Below are 15,030 nucleotides of genomic sequence, written 5' to 3'. Positions count from 1 at the left end.
GCCCGAGCGCCCGCGCCAGCAGCCCCAGCCCCAGCAGCCTCAGTACGGGCAGCCTCAGTACGGGCAGCAGTACCCGCCGCCGCAGTACGGCGCCCAGCAGTACCCGGCAGCGCAGCAGTACCCCGCGCAAGGCGCCTACGGGCAGCAGCCGAAGAAGAAGGGTGCCAAGGGCCTGCTGATCGGGCTCGGCGCGCTGGTCGTCGTGGTGGCGGCGTTCTGCGTCACCGCGTTCCTGGCGCCCGGGTTCCTCAAGACCACCGTGCTGAGCCAGAGCGCCGTGCAGGACGGCGTCAAGCAGATCCTCACCGGCAACTACCAGCTCACCGACGTCAGCGACGTGCAGTGCCCGGCCGATCAGGAGGTCAGGTCGGGGGCCACGTTCGACTGCGCCGCGGTGGTCAACGGCCAGGGCAAGACCGTCACCGTGACGATCAAGGACGACGCCGCCAACTACGAGGTGGCCTACCCCCGGTAATTGGCTGGCGTGCGGCCGTGCCGTCGGCAACGATCGCGTGGTGAGTGACTACACCGTGCGCACGTTGCGACCCGACGAGCACCGCGCCGCCGCCGACCTGTTCCGTCTCACCCTCCACCACGTCCCCGCGACCGACGAGACGTGGCGGCGGTTCACCGAACGCATGCTGCAGCCCGGCCGCACCCTGGGCGCCTTCGACACCGAGCTGATCGGCACCGCCCGCTCGTTCGACGCCGAGATCACCCTGCCCGGCGGCGCCCGCGCCGGGGTCGCCGCGGTCACCGGCGTCGGTGTCCGGCCCGACCGGACCCGCCGCGGGATCCTCACCGAGCTCATGCGCGCCCAGCTCACCGACATCGCCTCGCGCGGCCTGCCCTTCGCCGCGCTGCGCGCCAGCGAAGGCGTCATCTACAACCGCTTCGGCTACGGCGTCACCACACGCAGCCGCAGCTACCGGATCGACCGGCGCCGCGCCGTGCTCCGCGCGGACGTCCCTGCCGCCGGGCAGGTCGAGCTGTGGCCGCTGGACACCGCGCTGGAGCGGCTGCCCGAGCTGTACGCCTCCCTGCCGCACACCCGCCCCGGCATGATGACCCGCCCGCCGTACTGGTGGCCCGGCTGGGAACGGCACGCCCGCGAAGCGACCAGCCCGGTCGTGACGGCCGTGCACCACGGCCCGAACGGCCCGGACGGCTACGTCGTCTACACCGTCGAGCGCAAGAACTGGAACGACCCCGCGGTGCTGGAGGTCCTCAGCCTGCACACCGCGACCGGTGAGGCGTTCAACGGGCTGTGGCGCTACCTGCTCGCCGTCGACCTCGTCGACACGCTGCGCGCCGAGGAACGCCCGGTGGACGAGCCGGCCGAGCTGCTGTTCACCGACCTCCGCGCGGTGCAGGACACCGGCGGCGGGGACGAGCTGTGGCTGCGGCTGGTGGACGTGCCGGCCGCGCTCGGCGCGCGCGAGTACGCCGGTGAGCCGGTCGTGCTGGAGGTGGTCGACCCGGCGCTGGAGACCAACTCCGGGCGCTACCAGGTGTCGCCGGACGGCGTCCGCCGCACCGGCGCGGCGGCGGATCTGCGGCTCGGGGTGGACGCGCTGGCCATGATCTACCTCGGCGCGTGGCGGCCCTCGCTGCTGGCCGCCGCCGGGCGGATCCAGCCGGCGGACCCGGCGGTGCTGGAGCGGGCCGACCGGCTGTTCGCCACATCCGTTCCCGCGTGGTGTGGTACCCACTTCTGACCAGCCTGTCCCGGGGGTGATCGGTACGGTGCGCGACGCGGTCTCCCGGTTCCGAGCCGTGACCGGCTTCGAGATCCGGCCGCCGGCGGCGGGGGAGGAGCGGGCGGCGTTCGAGCTGCTCGGCCGGGCCCTGCACACCACGGTCACCGACGAGCTGTGGGCGCGGCGCGCGGCTTCCTTCCCCGCCGAGCGCCGGTTCGGTGCCTTCGCCGGCGGGGAACCGGTGGGCGTGGCGGGCTCCTTCGCCACGCGGCTCGCCGTGCCGGGCGGGAAAGCGGTTTCCGTGGCCGCACCATCTACGGCCGCTTCGGCTACGGCATCGCCAGCCGCGGCCGGACCCTGCGCGTCACCGGCGCGCGGTTCCGCGCCGACGCCCCTTCCGGCGGTGACGTGCGGCTGCTCGGCACCGCCGAGGCGCCGGAACTGGTTCCCCGGCTGTACGCGGAGATGGGGCTGCCCCGGGCGGGCATGATCGAGCGGCCCGGAGTGTGGTGGTCCTCCGCGCGGCACCGCCTGATCGGCGAACACCAGGTCGCCGTCCACAGTGGACCGCGCGGGGACGATGGTTTCGTGCTGTTCCGCACCGAGGACGTGCGCCAGCGTCTCCGGGCCGGTGCGCAGGTCCGCGGCCGCGGTGGTGGCCCCGGCCCGGCCGGGGGTGATGCGGTAGCGGCCAGAATCAGCTCCGCGACGCGATGAGCGCCTCGACGCCGTCCAGGATGCGCGCCAGGCCGAACTCGAACGCGTGCGGATCGGCCGGTGCCTGGTAGGCCTCCCCGGAGGCGGAGCCGACCCGGGCGGCCACCGGGAAACGCTCGGGGTCGAAGATCTTCTCCAGCAGCGGCGCGTACGACTCCCACCACTGCACGTCGCTCTGGCCGCTGCGCCGCGCCGCCTGCTCGGTCTCGATCACCCCGCGCATGGCGGTGTGCACGAACCCCAGCACCAGCGCCAGCACCTGGTCCATCTCGACGTCGGTGAGCCCGGTGCCCTCCAGCGCGCGCAACTCGTAGTCGTACTTGGCGATCACGTTCGGGCCCATCGGCGGACGGGCCGTGGCGACCTGCAGCAGCCACGGATGCCGCCGGTACACCGCCGCGTTCTCGCGCGCGACCTGCTCCAGCCGGCCCCGCCAGCCGCCCGGCACGTCCTCCGGGCGCGCGGTCTCGGCCACCACCGCGTCGACCATCAGGTCCAGCAGCTCGGCCTTGCCGGGCACGTAGGTGTAGAGCGACATCGTGCCGACGCCCAGTTCCTCGGCGACCTTGCGCATCGACAGCGCCGCCAGGCCCGCGGTATCGGCGAGTTCGATCGCGACCCGGGTGACCTCCTCGACGGTGAACCTGGCCTTCGGGCCCCTCGACGGCGGCTCCTGCAGACCCCACAGGAGCTCGAGGCTGCGTTTCGGATCGCCGCTCGCGCTGAACTCGGTCATCTCGGGAGCCATTCTGCCGGTAACGAACTCCGTACGGCGTACGATAGTTTGTCCGTACAGCATACGGAGTTGAAGGAGGCGGGTGTTGACCACCGAAAACGCCGTCGTGGCCGAGGGGCTGCGCAAGCGCTACGGCGACAAGACCGTGCTCGCGGACCTGGACCTGACGGTGCCGGCCGGGACCGTGTTCGGCCTGCTCGGCCCCAACGGCGCGGGCAAGACCACCTGCGTGCGCATCCTGGCCACGCTGCTGCGGCCCGACGCCGGGAAGGTCCTGGTCGCCGGATTCGACGCACGCCGCCAGGCCGCGCAGGTCCGCTACCGGATCGGGCTGGTCGGGCAGCACGCCGCGGTGGACGAGGTGCTGTCCGGGCGGCAGAACCTGGAGATGTTCGGCCGGCTCTACCACCTCGGCTCGCGCCGGGCGCGGCAGCGGGCCGGGGAGCTGCTGGCCCGGATGGGGCTGGCCGAGGCGGGGGAGAAGCCGGTGAAGCAGTACTCCGGCGGCATGCGGCGGCGGCTCGACCTCGCCGCCGGGCTGCTGCGCTCGCCCGAGGTGCTGTTCCTCGACGAGCCGACCACCGGCCTGGACCCGCGTGGCCGCAGCGAGGTGTGGGCCGCGGTGCGGGAGCTGGTCGCCGACGGCACCACGGTCCTGCTCACCACGCAGTACCTGGACGAGGCCGACCAGCTCGCCGGGCGCATCGCCGTGCTCGACCGCGGCGGGATCGTCGACGAGGGCACCCCGGCCGAGCTGAAGTCCCGGCTGGGCGGCGACCGGGTCGAGGTCGTCCTGCGCGACGCCGCCGACCTGCCCGCCGCGGCCGCGCTGGCGAGCCGCGTCACCGGGGCGGAAGCCGACCTGAGCGAGGGTGGCCTGAGCGTGCCGGTGTCCGACCGGGTGCGCGGCCTGACCGGGCTCGCCGCTGCCTACGACGAGGCCGGGATCGGCATCGCCGACCTCACCCTGCGCCGCCCCACGCTGGACGAAGTGTTCCTGAAGCTGACCGCACGCGAGGAGGTGCCGGCATGACCACCCTGCGGTGGACGATCGCCGACGGCTGGACCATGACCCGGCGGGAGCTGGCGCACTGGGCGCGCCAGCCCGCGCCGGTGATCGTCGGGCTGCTGTTCCCGGTCCTGACCCTGGTGATGTTCGGATACGTGTTCGGCGGCGCGATGGCCGCGCCGGGGGACTACCGCGAGTTCCTGGTGCCCGGCATGTTCGCGCTGGCCATGGTGTTCGGCATCGAATCCACCTACACCGCGATCGCCACCGACGTGGCGCGTGGCTCCACCGACCGGTTCCGCTCCCTGCCGATGGCCGCGTCCGCCCCGGTGGCCGGGCGCGCGGTGGCCGACCTGCTCAACTCGGTGGCCGGTCTGGTGGTGCTGGCCGGGTTCGGGTGGCTGACCGGGTGGCGCTGGCACCACGGCCTCGGGGCGGCCCTGGCCGCGTTCGGGCTGCTGGTGCTGCTGCGGTTCGGGATCCTGTGGCTGGGGCTCTACCTCGGGCTGGTCGCGAAGGGCCCGGAGAGCGTGGTCGCGCTGCAGATCCTGGTGTGGCCGCTGGGTTTCCTGTCCAACGTGTTCGTCTCACCCGGCACGATGCCCGGCTGGCTCGGCGCGGTGGCCGACGCCAACCCGCTGTCGGCCACCGCGGCCGCGGTGCGGGAACTGTTCGGCAACCCGGGCTGGCACAGCGGCGGCTGGTTCGCCGAGCACGCCCTGCTGCTGGCCGTGCTGTGGCCGGTGGCGCTGATCGCGGTGTTCCTGCCGCTGTCGGTGCGCCGCTACCGGCGGCTGAGCCGCTAGGCCGGGAAGCCGGGCCGCGCCGCCCGCACCGCGGCGGCGCGGCCCTTCGGCTCCTCCCACTCCTCCTTCGTGCGGTAGTTGTAGGTCGAGGACCCGTCCAGGGTGACGCCGAAGTCGTGGTTGAAGTCGCTGCCGTGGGAGGAGTACCAGGGGAAGCGCCAGCCCTTCTTCGCCTGGTAGGCCTCGATCTTCTCCAGCGGCGCGCGCGGCACGATCTCCGGCAGGCTCTTCGTGTGGAACGCCGGCCCCGCCCCCAGGCGGGGCCGGCTGGCTTCCGACCCTAGGAGACGATCGGGCCGCCGGTCTTCTCCGTTCTTGCGCTCCTACGCCGCGCGCAGCGCCTCCCGGAAACCGACCTTCGCGCCGGTGCGCAGCACGGCGTTGCGGTAGATCCGCGCCGACAGCCACACCAGCACCGGGATCAGCGCCACGACCAGCCCGACCGACAGGATCGCCTCCCACGGCGCCACCCCGCCCATCGCCAGCCGCATCGGCATCAGCGTCGGCGCGAACACCGGGATCACCGACAGGATCGCGACCAGCCCGCTGCCCGGATCGTTCGGCAGCACCGAGATCCCCACGACGTACCCGGCGATGACGAAGAACAACGCCGGCGTGATCGCGCCACCCACGTCCTCCTGCCGGGACACCAGCGCGCCCAGCCCGGCGAACACGATCGAGTACATCAGGAACCCGAGCAGGTACCACACGATCAGCCACACCACCGTGCCCGCCGCGGCCGACACCGAGATCGTCAGCACCCCGGTGGCCAGCCCGGCGACGATCCCGACCACCCCGATCACCACCATCTGGATCAGCCCCACCGCGCCGATGCCCAGCACCTTGCCGGTCATCAGCTGCCACGGCCGCACCGTCGCCAGCAGCAGCTCGACCACCCGGCTGGTCTTCTCCTCGACCACGCCCTGCGCCACCGACTGCCCGTTGAGCAGCAGCGACAGGTAGATCAGCACCCCGGCGATGATCCCCAGCACCAGCTGCTGCCCGTTGTAGGGGTAGGGCTGTTCCATCGGCCGCACGTCCACCCCGGCACCGGCGACCGCCGCGTTCACCTGCGCCGGATCGCCACCCAGGCCGGTGATCTGCTGGTTGAGGGCCAGCTGGCCGGCCAGCACGTTGAGCGCGGTGCGCAGGCTGCCGTCGAGGTCCTTCTTCACCACGACCTGCACGCGCGAGCCGTCACCGACCAGCAGCGCGTCCAGATCGCCGTCACCGACCTGGGCGCGGCCCGCGGCCTCGTCGGGCACCGTCCGCACGTCGACGGCCTCGCCGACCGCCTGCCCGGCGGCCTGCAGCGGCGCGGCCAGCGCCGACGCCGGCCCGGTCACGCCCATCGTGGCGTCCGCGCCACCACCGCCGATCAGCTTCAGCACCACGGTGAACCCCACGATCACCACCAGCAGCGCCAGCGTGCTCAGCCGGTAGGCCTTCGACCGCAACCGGATGCCGATCTCCCGAGACGCGATGAGCGAGACACCCGCCCAGCCACCCTGGTTCACGCCGCCACCTCCTCGGTCGTGACGACGTCCCGGAACAACTCGGTCAGCGACTGCCGCCGCCGCGCGAACTCGTGCACCGGCCCGCTCGCCAGCGCCGCGCGCAGCACGGCCTGGTCGTCGGCGCCCTCGGCCAGCTCCAGCTCGGTGCGGCCGTCCGACTGGCCCAGCACCGTCACCCCGGGCAGCGCGTCGGCCCACCCGGGCGGCGCGGCCGGCGCGTCGACCAGCAGCCGCACCACCGAACCGGCCTGCAGCTCGGCCACCGTGCCGCAGGCGACCATCCGGCCGTCCCGCACGATGCCGATCCGGTCGCACAACCGCTCCACCAGGTCCAGCTGGTGGCTGGAGAACACCACCGGCACCCCCTCGGCGGCCTTCTCCCGCAGCACCTGGCTCATCACGTCGACCGCGACCGGGTCCAGCCCGGAGAACGGCTCGTCGAGCACCAGGATCGCCGGGTCGTGCACCAGCGCCGCGGCCAGCTGGACGCGCTGCTGGTTGCCCAGGCTGAGCTTCTGCACCTCGTCGTCGCGGCGGGCGGCCACCCCCAGCCGCTCGGTCCAGGTCTCCACCGACCGGCGCGCCGCCGCGGCCGGCATCCCGTGCAGCCGCGCCAGGTAGACCAGCTGCTCACCGACCTTCATCTTCGGGTAGAGCCCGCGCTCCTCGGGCATGTAACCGATGTGCCGCCGGGTCTCCAGCGTCACCGGCGCGCCGTCCCAGCGCACCTGGCCGTCGTCGGCCGCCAGGACCCCCAGCACGATCCGCATCGTCGTGGTCTTGCCCGCGCCGTTGCTGCCCACGAACCCGAACAGCTCACCGGCGCGCACGTCGAACGTCATGTCCGACAACGCCGTCCGTTCCCCGTACCGCTTCGTCAGGCCGTCGATCTCCAGTTGCCTGTCCGCCACGTCGTCCCCCTTCCGTGCAGCTGAAAAAGTGATATCACTATGCTACATTCGAGCCATCGAGGCAAGGGAGTGAGGGGAGTCCCCATGGAGACTGTCGTGGACATGCCGGCGCCGCGGACGCGGGAACGCCTGGTGCGTGCGGTCAACGGGTTCGTGATGCTGGGCGTCGCGGTGGTCCTGGTGGCCGGCGGGGTGGCGCTGCTGGCCACCAGCGGCGGCTCGGCGGCGATGATCGCCGGCGGAGTGGTCGCCGTGCTCGCCGGGATCGTGCTGGCCGGCGGGCTGACCCCGGTCGCGCCGGGCGAGGCGCGCGTGGTGCAGCTGCTGGGCCGCTACGTCGGCACGCTGCGCACCGCCGGGCTGCAGTGGGTCAACCCGTTCACCCAGCGGCGCAAGGTCTCCACCCGCATCCGCAACCACGAGACCGGGGTCGCCAAGGTCAACGAGGCCGACGGCAACCCGATCGAGATCGCGGCGGTGGTCGTGTGGCAGGTCGCCGACACCGCGCAGGCCGTGTTCGAGGTCGACGACTTCGTCGAGTTCGTCGCCATCCAGAGCGAGACCGCGGTCCGGCACATCGCCAACGCCTACCCCTACGACAACGCCGACACCACCCGGCTGTCGCTGCGGGACAACGGCGACGAGATCACCGAGAAGCTGTCGGCGGAGATCGCCACCCGCGTCGCCTCGGCCGGGGTGAAGATCATCGAATCCCGCATCACCCACCTGGCCTACGCCCCGGAGATCGCCCAGGCGATGCTGCGGCGCCAGCAGGCCGGGGCCGTGGTGGCCGCGCGCCAGCGCATCGTGGAAGGCGCGGTCGGCATGGTGGAGATGGCGCTGGACCGGCTGGCCCGGCACGACGTCGTCGAGCTGGACGAGGAACGCAAGGCCACGATGGTGAGCAACCTGCTCGTGGTGCTCGTCGGCGACCGCGACGCGCAGCCGGTCGTCAACACCGGGACGCTGTACCAGTAGATGCCGGCCGAACGGAAGAAGATCCTGCTGCGGCTCGACCCGGCCGTGCACGACGCGCTGGCGCGCTGGGCGGGTGAAGAGCTGCGCAGCACCAACGCGCAGATCGAGTTCCTGCTGCGCAAGGCCCTCGCGGACGCCGGGCGGCTGCCCCGCGAGGTGGGCCGCATGCGCCCCCGGGGGCGCCCGAAGAAGGGGGACGAGGATGGACACGCCTGACTCGCTGGCCGCGCGGCTCTTCCTGCTGGCCTACGACACGACCAAGCAGCGCCTGGTGTCGCGGTCCGAACTGGGCTACGCCCTGCGGGCCGCGGCGCTGGCCGACCTGGTGCTCGGCGGCTACCTCGCCGACCACGGCGGCAAGGCGGCCCCGGCCAGTCCCGCGCCCGGGCTGGACCCGGTGCTCGAACTGGTCCTGCTGGAGATCACGGACAGCCCGCCCCGCTCGTGGCGGCGCTGGGTGTCCCGCCGCGCCAGCCGCATCCTGCCCCTGGTGCGCGAGCACCTGGCGGCCGAGCGGGTGATCAAGGTCGACTCGCGGCGCGTGCTCGGCCTGTTCCCGGTGCACCGGATCACGCTGCGCCGGCCAGCCGAGGCCAAGCGGCTGGCCGAGGAGGTGCGGCGCGCGGTGCGCGGCGGGCGGCCTGCTGGCCGGGTGGACCCGCGGCTGGGCGCGCTCTGCGCCCTGGCCGGCACCGCCGAGCTGCGCACGGTCTTCAGCCGCGGGGAACGGCGCCAGTACAAGGCACGGCTGGCCGAGCTGGGCCGCCCGGTCGAGCCGGTGGTGAAGGCACTGCGCAAGACGCTCCAGGCCCAGCGAGCAGCAGCCTCCTCCGGCAGCTGACCGCGAGTCCCACGCTCGGGCGCGCGAGTCCCACGCTCGGAAGCGTGAGTTCTGCGTTCAGGGCCGCGAGTTTCACGCTGGGCCCGGGGAGGGTGGCCTTCGTCGGCTGCAGCACGGCGCGCGCAGTAGGAGCGTGCCTGCGCCGCCCGGCCGGGCGGCGCCGCCTTTGGCTGCGAGTTCCACGCTCAGGAGCGTGAGTTCTGCGTTCGGAAGCCGAGGTCCGCGGTCGCGAGCGTGCGGTCCGGTCCAGGCCGCGTGCGGCCGCCACCTCCTGCCCGCCGGGGCCGGGTCAGCGGGCGTTCGCGGTGAGGGCCTTGACCAGGCGCGTCGCGGAGCTGCCCAGGTTCCACCGCTGCGCCAGCTCGAGCACCCGGTCCGGATCGGCCGGGGACGCCGGCACCGCGTCGGAGCCCGACACCGACACCGGCGCGTCCGCGGCCACCCGGACCACGGTCGGCGCGACCCGCAGGTACTCCTCGGCCTCGGCGAGCTTCGCCCGCGTCTTCGGCGGCACGTCCTTGCTGCCCTCGGCGGCCGCGGCGATCAGCCCGTCGAGCGAGCCGAACTGCGTGATCAGCTTCGCCGCGGTCTTCTCGCCGATCCCGGCGACACCCGGCAACCCGTCGGACGGGTCGCCGCGCAGCACGGCCATCTCGGCGTAGGCGGCGCCGGCCCCGTCGACCGGCACGCCGTAGCGCTGGGCAATCTCCGCCGGGCCCAGCACCTCCGCCTTGGCCCAGCCCTTGCCCACGTAGATCACCGACGCCGGGGTCGGCTCGGTGCGCACCAGCTGGAACAGGTCCCGGTCCCCGGTGATCACCTCGACCGGATCGTCATTCTCCCGGGCGGTCAGCGCGCCGATCACGTCGTCGGCCTCGTACCCGGCCGCCTCCGCGGTGGCGAACCCGAACGCCTCCAGCACCTCGAGGATGATCGGCACCTGCGGGGTCAGGGTGTCCGGCACCTCCTCCTCGTTCGCGACGGCGTCGGCCACCCGGTGCGCCTTGTAACTGGGCAGCAGGTCGGTGCGGAACTTCGGGCGCCAGTCCGCGTCCAGGCATGCCACCAGCCGCGAGGGCCGCCGGTCGGTGACGATCCGGGCCAGCGTGTCGGTGAACCCGCGCACCGCGTTGACCGGCGTGCCGTCCGGCGCGGTCATCGACTCGGGCAGCGCGTAGAACGAGCGGAAGTACAGGCTCGCGGAGTCCAGCAGGGCAAGTGTCACGGAGCACAGCCTGCCAGACGCGGTCCGGGCCCGGGCCAGATACGCTGCGTGCATGTCCTCCCGTGCACCCGAGATCCCAGCACTGGCCCCGGAAACCCTGCGCGCCCGGCTCGAGCGGGCCCGCGCGGCCACCGCCGACGCCGGCACCGACGCCCTGCTCATCGCGCCGGGCTCGGACCTGCGGTACCTGATCGGCGAGGCCGGCGGCTCCTTCGAGCGGCTGACGACCCTCGTGGTGCCCGCCGAGGGCACCCCGGCGCTGGTCGTGCCGAAGCTGGAGGCTCCCGGTTACGCGGCGGTGCCCACCGAGGAACTCGGCGTCGAGGTGGTCACCTGGGTCGACGGTGAGGACCCCTACCGGATGGTCGCCGACCGGCTCGGCAAGCCCGGCCGGGTCGCGGTCAGCGACGGGCTGATCGCCCTGCACGTGCTCGCCTTCCGCGCCGCGCTCGGCACGGCTGAGCAGACGCTGGCCGGCCCGGTGATCCGCGAGCTGCGGATGCGCAAGGACGCCGCCGAGATCGACGCGCTGCGCCGCGCCGGCGCCGCGATCGACCGCGTGCACGCCCGCGTCGCCGAGTGGCTGCGTCCCGGCCGCACCGAGGCCGAGGTGGGCGCCGACATCGCCGTCGCGATCGTCGAGGAGGGCCACCTGCACGCCGACTTCGTGATCGTCGGCTCCGGCCCGAACGGCGCCAGCCCGCACCACGACGTGTCCGGCCGGGTCGTCGAGCGCGGCGACGTGGTGGTGGTCGACATCGGCGGCCCGATCCCCGAGGGCTACAACTCCGACTCCACCCGCACCTACGCGATCGGCGAGCCGCGCGACGCCGACGTGGCCGAGACCTACGCGGTCCTGCAGCGCGCGCAGCGGGCGGCAGTCGAGGCGGTGCGGCCCGGCGTGGCCGCGCAGTCGGTCGACGCCGCGGCGCGCCGGATCATCGCCGGCGCCGGGTACGGGGAGTTCTTCATCCACCGCACCGGGCACGGCATCGGGCTCGACGTGCACGAGGAGCCCTACATCGTCGAGGGCAACGACCTGGTCCTGGAGCCGGGCATGGCGTTCAGCGTCGAGCCGGGCATCTACCGGCCGGGCCGGTGGGGCGCCCGCATCGAGGACATCGTGGTGGTCACCGCCGACGGGGCCGAAGCACTCAACCAGCGCCCGCACGAGCTCGTCGTGCTCGACTCGTGAGCGGGCCGCTGGAGCCGCTGGACCAGGCGATCGCGCGGGAGCTGGCCGGCGACGGCCGCTGCTCCTTCACCGACCTGGCCGAGCGGGTGGGGCTGTCGGTGTCGGCGGTGCACCAGCGCGTGCGGCGGCTGGAGCAGCGCGGCGTGATCCAGGGGTACGTGGCGCGGCTGGACAGCGAGCAGATCGGGCTGCCGCTGACCGCGCTGATCTCGCTGACGCCGAACGACCCGGCCGCGCCGGACGACTACCCGCAGCGCATCGAGCACATCCGGGAGATCGAGTCGTGTTACTCGGTGGCCGGCGACGAGTCCTACATCCTGCTGGTGCGCGTGGCCTCGCCGCGGGACCTGGAGGACCTGCTGCGCCGGATCCGCGAGGCGGCGAAGGTGTCCACCCGGACGACGGTGGTGCTGTCCACTCCGTTCGAGGGCCGTCCGCCGACCGTGTGACAACCACCGGGCGAAGGGTACGATAAAAGGTATGGCAACTCGTAAGGTCACGCTCTCGCTGGACACGGCGGCGATCGAGTACGCCGAGCGCGCGGCGAAGGCGCACGGGATCTCGCTGTCGGCGTGGTTGTCCCGCGCCGCCCGGCGGGAGGCGGTCCGCACCGGCTACCGGGCCCCGGCCCGGCCCGACGCGGAGGCACTGGCGGCGGCCGACGAGGCGGAACTGGCCGCGGCGGAGAAGGACCTGGGTGCGTAAAGGCGAGATCTGGGCGTACAAGCCGCCCACCCAGCCGTCCCGGGAGCGCACGGTGCTGCTGCTGTCCTCCGACGGCGTCAACGAGTCCGAACGGCCGTGGCTCATCGGCACCGAACTGCTGGAGGAGGACCCGCAGGACATCCTGGGCGTCGCCCTGGACAGCCGGTTCTGGATCTCGACGCTGTTCCTGACCCGCCTCTACCGCGGGTGGCTCGTCGAACGCATCGCCGAGATCGACCAGCAGACGCAGGAGCAGGTCGACATCGCCCTGCGCGCCGCCCTCGACCTCTAACCGGCGGTGACCGTCGCGGCCGGGTGGAGGTTGCCGTCCTGTCCCTTCAGGCACGCCGCCGCCGGGGCGTCGGTCGCCAGAAACTCGGTCAGGCAGCGGCCGAACTGGGCGTGCCCGTTGGCGTTGGGATGGAACGATTCCTGAATGGCATGGCTCGCCCTGTCGGCGTCGGCCAGGTCGTTGAGCTGCAGCGTCAGCCGGCTGAACCACTCCGTGGAGGGGTCGGCGCCGCCGCTGCACGCCTCGTGGCCGAGCCCGCCGCGGGAGAGGTCCAGGAACCGGACCCCGGCCTGCGCCGCCGCCGAAGCCAGGCCGCGCGAGAGCACCGGCACGCCCTCCTCGACCACCCAGCGCAGGTCCTCGGTGCGGAACGGGCACCCGTTGAGGTTCTGCAGGTTCGCCGGGATCCCCGGGCCGATCGGCGCCGCGTAGGACTGCAGCACCAGCTGGTAGTCCCCGGGCTGGTACCCGGCCCGGGCGAGGACCGTCTTGATGTCGCCCAGCGCCGCGACCACCTTCGGCACCATCGCGTCCACCCGTTGCTGCCAGGTCGGGGCGATCGCGGTGCGGCAGGGCGCGTTGCCGGAGACGAACCACGCCTGGAAGCACTGCGAGATCAGCTGGGAGAAGTGCGGGTCGTCGTTGGCGCCCACGGCCACCACGATCGCCGCGACCCGGTGGGTCTTCACCAGCTCCGCCAGCTGCCCGGCCTGCGAGGGCTCGGTCCACTGCCGGGTGTCGCCGAGCCCGACCTGCGCGGCGGGCGCGCCGGAGCAGGCGAGGTTGACCTTCTCCACGATCCCCGGGATGTCGGTCTTCTCCACCGTCGCGTTGGGGGAGCGGTGGCACCAGTCGCCGTTGGTGCCGTTGGTGTCCGGCGTGTAGTCGCCGGCGCCTTCCCCGGACAGGGTGCTGTCGCCCATCGACACGATCGTCAGCGGGCCGGTGCCGGGCGGGCCGGGGCGGTCGACGGGCCCGGGTGGCGCGCTCGGCCCGGTGAACGCGAACATCCCCACCAGCACCAGGACGAAGAGCAGGACGCCCCCGCCGATCCACCACCGAAACCGTCGCACCGGTGGCAGTTTAGAGAAGCCGGGCCAAAGCCCTTGTGAGCCCGGTGCCCATGATCATTCGCGCCGCCCGCCCCGGAGTTCAGGACGGGTGACGCGCTTGCCAGAACCGCGTGGCGCGGCACATCCTGGACGTTCCGGGCAGGAGGTGGTCGCGCCGTGACCGACGTGCTGTTCCCGCTGCTGTCGGAGTCCGATCCCGACGCCGAGGGCGTGGTGGCGACGTGGTTCGTCCACGACGGCGAACGCGTCGCCGAGGGCGATCTGCTCGCCGAGGTCGCCCTGGACAAGGCCGACGTGGAGATCTCCGCGCCCGCGGCCGGGGTCGTGCGGCTGCTGGCGAAGGAGGGCGACGCGCTGGTGCAGGGCGCGTTGATCGCGCGCGTGGAGTGAGCGGGTTTCCCGCCCCGGCCGGCGGGGAAGACTCCGACGATGCGGTGCAGGTTCTGCGACACCCCGCCGGCGGCCGGTGAGCGCCGCGTGCCCGGTCCGTCCGGGCCGATCTGCGCCCGCTGCGTGGAAACCGGGCTCGGCCTCGTCCGCGACGGCCGCCCGCGCACCAGCCGGGGTGGCACGGAGCTGGACCGGGTCCGGGCCGGGGGAGCGCCGTGCGAATTCTGCGACCGCACGGACCGGCGCACCTTCCTCGGCTTCACCCGCGGCCTGCCGCGCATGCGCTGTGCCCAAACCGGCGCCGTGATCTGCCACGACTGCCTCGACCACAGCGGCAACCTGCTCAACCAGGCGCTGCGGCACGTGTGAGGAACCCGGTCTCGCGGCGGACCATCACCGTGCACGCGGCCGGCGTGTCGTAACCGAGCGCCGAGGCGACCGCCGTCACGGTCGCGCCGGTCGCGAGGAGCCGGATCGCGTGCAGGACGCAGGCCCGCTGGCACCGCCGCTGGAATTCCCCTCAGGGGCGCGCAGCCGCGGTACTCCGGCTCGATGCCGACGGTGCCGAACAACAGTTCCCCGCAGCAGTGGGAAAACCGCGACGACCCGGCACCGGGCGGGAAACCACGGCACGGCGTCGGGTTCGAGGTAGAGGCTGCGGGTGCTGACGTATCAGGACCTGGTGCGGCCTCCGCGGCGGGATGAGGACCGGCGGGCCGGGGGCACGGTCCAGGCACCCTCGCCGCTTTCGACCGGTGATGGTGGTGAACTCCCTGGCCGCCACCGTCGCCCAGGCCCGCGCCGGCCGTGTGCGCCGGGACCGCGTGTGGCCGCTGATCGCGTCCTCGCGCTCGGCGCCGTCGTCGGCTCACTGGCCGCGACCCGCCTGCCGGAGGGATCCTGCACGCCGCGTTCGTCGCCTACCCGGCAATCAC

Annotated in this window: 21 protein-coding genes; 15 read left to right on the top strand and 6 right to left on the bottom strand. The window is 73.3% G+C overall.

The features are described from left to right. From D0D15_RS11160 to D0D15_RS36560, 4 genes are all read left to right on the top strand, one after another. Positions 1-475, top strand: a 475-nt coding sequence (locus D0D15_RS11160) for a DUF4333 domain-containing protein (RefSeq protein WP_162830548.1), incomplete at its 5' end; no start/stop codon positions are given. A gap of 40 nt (positions 476-515) precedes the next feature. Beyond that, positions 516-1,718 (top strand): GNAT family N-acetyltransferase, encoded by a 1,203-nt coding sequence (locus tag D0D15_RS11155; protein WP_094002939.1) that lies wholly within the window; start codon positions 516-518, stop codon positions 1,716-1,718. After that, positions 1,702-2,190, top strand: coding sequence for a GNAT family N-acetyltransferase (locus D0D15_RS37770; RefSeq protein ID WP_425266780.1), 489 nt, complete (start codon positions 1,702-1,704; stop codon positions 2,188-2,190). The genes D0D15_RS11155 and D0D15_RS37770 overlap by 17 nt, the downstream gene beginning before the upstream one ends. Beyond that, the gene (locus D0D15_RS36560) at positions 2,109-2,417 is read left to right on the top strand and encodes a hypothetical protein (RefSeq protein WP_208646170.1); all 309 of its coding nucleotides are present in this window, start codon (positions 2,109-2,111) and stop codon (positions 2,415-2,417) included. Before D0D15_RS37770 ends, D0D15_RS36560 begins: the two co-directional genes overlap by 82 nt. Here D0D15_RS36560 and D0D15_RS11145 read toward each other — a convergent pair. Beyond that, a complete protein-coding gene (locus tag D0D15_RS11145; RefSeq protein ID WP_094002941.1) occupies positions 2,398-3,153 on the bottom strand; it encodes a TetR/AcrR family transcriptional regulator in 756 nt (251 codons plus the stop codon). The genes D0D15_RS36560 and D0D15_RS11145 overlap by 20 nt on opposite strands. Before the next feature lie 85 nt (positions 3,154-3,238). On the opposite strand from D0D15_RS11145, the gene D0D15_RS11140 reads away from it, so the two are divergent. Both D0D15_RS11140 and D0D15_RS11135 read left to right on the top strand, forming a co-directional pair. Further along, positions 3,239-4,186: an ATP-binding cassette domain-containing protein gene (locus D0D15_RS11140; protein WP_279630556.1), complete on the top strand. Its 948-nt coding sequence runs from the start codon at positions 3,239-3,241 to the stop codon at positions 4,184-4,186. Continuing rightward, entirely contained in the window at positions 4,183-4,968 is a 786-nt protein-coding gene (locus D0D15_RS11135) for an ABC transporter permease (RefSeq protein ID WP_094002943.1), read from the top strand. The genes D0D15_RS11140 and D0D15_RS11135 overlap by 4 nt, the downstream gene beginning before the upstream one ends. Here D0D15_RS11135 and D0D15_RS11130 read toward each other — a convergent pair. The 3 genes from D0D15_RS11130 to D0D15_RS11120 form a co-directional block, all read right to left on the bottom strand. Further along, positions 4,965-5,180, bottom strand: coding sequence for a DUF899 family protein (locus D0D15_RS11130; protein ID WP_233157006.1), 216 nt, complete (start codon positions 5,178-5,180; stop codon positions 4,965-4,967). The two genes, D0D15_RS11135 and D0D15_RS11130, sit on opposite strands and share 4 nt — an antisense overlap. Before the next feature lie 111 nt (positions 5,181-5,291). Beyond that, positions 5,292-6,485, bottom strand: coding sequence for an ABC transporter permease (locus tag D0D15_RS11125; protein ID WP_094002945.1), 1,194 nt, complete (start codon positions 6,483-6,485; stop codon positions 5,292-5,294). After that, positions 6,482-7,396: an ABC transporter ATP-binding protein gene (locus D0D15_RS11120; RefSeq protein ID WP_162830546.1), complete on the bottom strand. Its 915-nt coding sequence runs from the start codon at positions 7,394-7,396 to the stop codon at positions 6,482-6,484. Before D0D15_RS11120 ends, D0D15_RS11125 begins: the two co-directional genes overlap by 4 nt. A gap of 84 nt (positions 7,397-7,480) precedes the next feature. On the opposite strand from D0D15_RS11120, the gene D0D15_RS11115 reads away from it, so the two are divergent. The 3 genes from D0D15_RS11115 to D0D15_RS11105 are packed head-to-tail and all read left to right on the top strand — an operon-like array spanning position 7,481 to position 9,215. Beyond that, positions 7,481-8,374 carry an SPFH domain-containing protein gene (locus D0D15_RS11115; protein WP_094002946.1) on the top strand — a complete coding sequence of 298 codons (894 nt, stop codon included), beginning with the start codon at positions 7,481-7,483 and terminating at the stop codon, positions 8,372-8,374. After that, positions 8,375-8,590 carry a type II toxin-antitoxin system antitoxin gene (locus D0D15_RS11110; protein ID WP_094002947.1) on the top strand — a complete coding sequence of 72 codons (216 nt, stop codon included), beginning with the start codon at positions 8,375-8,377 and terminating at the stop codon, positions 8,588-8,590. Further along, entirely contained in the window at positions 8,577-9,215 is a 639-nt protein-coding gene (locus D0D15_RS11105) for a GOLPH3/VPS74 family protein (RefSeq protein ID WP_115944407.1), read from the top strand. The genes D0D15_RS11110 and D0D15_RS11105 overlap by 14 nt, the downstream gene beginning before the upstream one ends. A 289-nt stretch (positions 9,216-9,504) precedes the next feature. Here the strand turns inward: D0D15_RS11105 and D0D15_RS11100 are convergent, their stop codons facing one another. Beyond that, the gene (locus tag D0D15_RS11100; protein ID WP_094002949.1) at positions 9,505-10,494 is read right to left on the bottom strand and encodes a 5'-3' exonuclease; all 990 of its coding nucleotides are present in this window, start codon (positions 10,492-10,494) and stop codon (positions 9,505-9,507) included. Between D0D15_RS11100 and D0D15_RS11095 the strand changes: the two genes are divergently transcribed. The 4 genes from D0D15_RS11095 to D0D15_RS11080 are packed head-to-tail and all read left to right on the top strand — an operon-like array spanning position 10,493 to position 12,632. Further along, positions 10,493-11,635, top strand: a complete 1,143-nt coding sequence (locus tag D0D15_RS11095) for a M24 family metallopeptidase (protein WP_094002950.1) — start codon at positions 10,493-10,495, stop codon at positions 11,633-11,635. The genes D0D15_RS11100 and D0D15_RS11095 overlap by 2 nt on opposite strands. Then, positions 11,632-12,084 carry an Lrp/AsnC family transcriptional regulator gene (locus tag D0D15_RS11090; protein WP_017982434.1) on the top strand — a complete coding sequence of 151 codons (453 nt, stop codon included), beginning with the start codon at positions 11,632-11,634 and terminating at the stop codon, positions 12,082-12,084. The genes D0D15_RS11095 and D0D15_RS11090 overlap by 4 nt, the downstream gene beginning before the upstream one ends. A gap of 31 nt (positions 12,085-12,115) precedes the next feature. After that, a complete protein-coding gene (locus D0D15_RS11085) occupies positions 12,116-12,340 on the top strand; it encodes a hypothetical protein (protein WP_094002951.1) in 225 nt (74 codons plus the stop codon). Further along, the gene (locus D0D15_RS11080) at positions 12,333-12,632 is read left to right on the top strand and encodes a hypothetical protein (protein ID WP_020417852.1); all 300 of its coding nucleotides are present in this window, start codon (positions 12,333-12,335) and stop codon (positions 12,630-12,632) included. The genes D0D15_RS11085 and D0D15_RS11080 overlap by 8 nt, the downstream gene beginning before the upstream one ends. On the opposite strand, the gene D0D15_RS11075 is transcribed toward D0D15_RS11080, so the two are convergent. Further along, positions 12,629-13,705: a GDSL-type esterase/lipase family protein gene (locus D0D15_RS11075; RefSeq protein ID WP_198958093.1), complete on the bottom strand. Its 1,077-nt coding sequence runs from the start codon at positions 13,703-13,705 to the stop codon at positions 12,629-12,631. The genes D0D15_RS11080 and D0D15_RS11075 overlap by 4 nt on opposite strands. Positions 13,706-13,861: 156 nt before the next feature. Here D0D15_RS11075 and D0D15_RS11070 point away from each other — a divergent pair, with 156 nt between their 5' ends. Both D0D15_RS11070 and D0D15_RS11065 read left to right on the top strand, forming a co-directional pair. Next, on the top strand, positions 13,862-14,095 hold the full coding sequence (locus D0D15_RS11070) for a biotin/lipoyl-containing protein (RefSeq protein ID WP_094002952.1): 234 nt from the start codon (positions 13,862-13,864) through the stop codon (positions 14,093-14,095). 39 nt (positions 14,096-14,134) lie between these two features. Beyond that, positions 14,135-14,464, top strand: coding sequence for a hypothetical protein (locus tag D0D15_RS11065; protein WP_094002953.1), 330 nt, complete (start codon positions 14,135-14,137; stop codon positions 14,462-14,464). Positions 14,465-15,030: the final 566 nt, after the last annotated feature.

This window comes from Amycolatopsis thermalba (assembly GCF_003385215.1).
Lineage (GTDB): Bacteria > Actinomycetota > Actinomycetes > Mycobacteriales > Pseudonocardiaceae > Amycolatopsis_E > Amycolatopsis_E thermalba.
The sequence above is the reverse complement of the archived record's forward strand: the minus strand, read 5'-3'. Positions and strand labels throughout refer to the sequence as shown.

Bases quoted from the DNA above. Each gene is read 5' to 3' on its own strand.
- D0D15_RS11145 (WP_094002941.1), bottom strand. From the start codon at position 3,153: ATGACCGAGTTCAGCGCGAGCGGCGATCCGAAACGCAGCCTCGAGCTC.
- D0D15_RS11135 (WP_094002943.1), top strand. From the start codon at position 4,183: ATGACCACCCTGCGGTGGACGATCGCCGACGGCTGGACCATGACCCGG.
- D0D15_RS11115 (WP_094002946.1), top strand. From the start codon at position 7,481: ATGGAGACTGTCGTGGACATGCCGGCGCCGCGGACGCGGGAACGCCTG.
- D0D15_RS11110 (WP_094002947.1), top strand. From the start codon at position 8,375: ATGCCGGCCGAACGGAAGAAGATCCTGCTGCGGCTCGACCCGGCCGTG.
- D0D15_RS11105 (WP_115944407.1), top strand. From the start codon at position 8,577: ATGGACACGCCTGACTCGCTGGCCGCGCGGCTCTTCCTGCTGGCCTAC.
- D0D15_RS11095 (WP_094002950.1), top strand. From the start codon at position 10,493: ATGTCCTCCCGTGCACCCGAGATCCCAGCACTGGCCCCGGAAACCCTG.
- D0D15_RS11100 (WP_094002949.1), bottom strand. From the start codon at position 10,494: ATGCACGCAGCGTATCTGGCCCGGGCCCGGACCGCGTCTGGCAGGCTG.
- D0D15_RS11085 (WP_094002951.1), top strand. From the start codon at position 12,116: ATGGCAACTCGTAAGGTCACGCTCTCGCTGGACACGGCGGCGATCGAG.
- D0D15_RS11065 (WP_094002953.1), top strand. From the start codon at position 14,135: ATGCGGTGCAGGTTCTGCGACACCCCGCCGGCGGCCGGTGAGCGCCGC.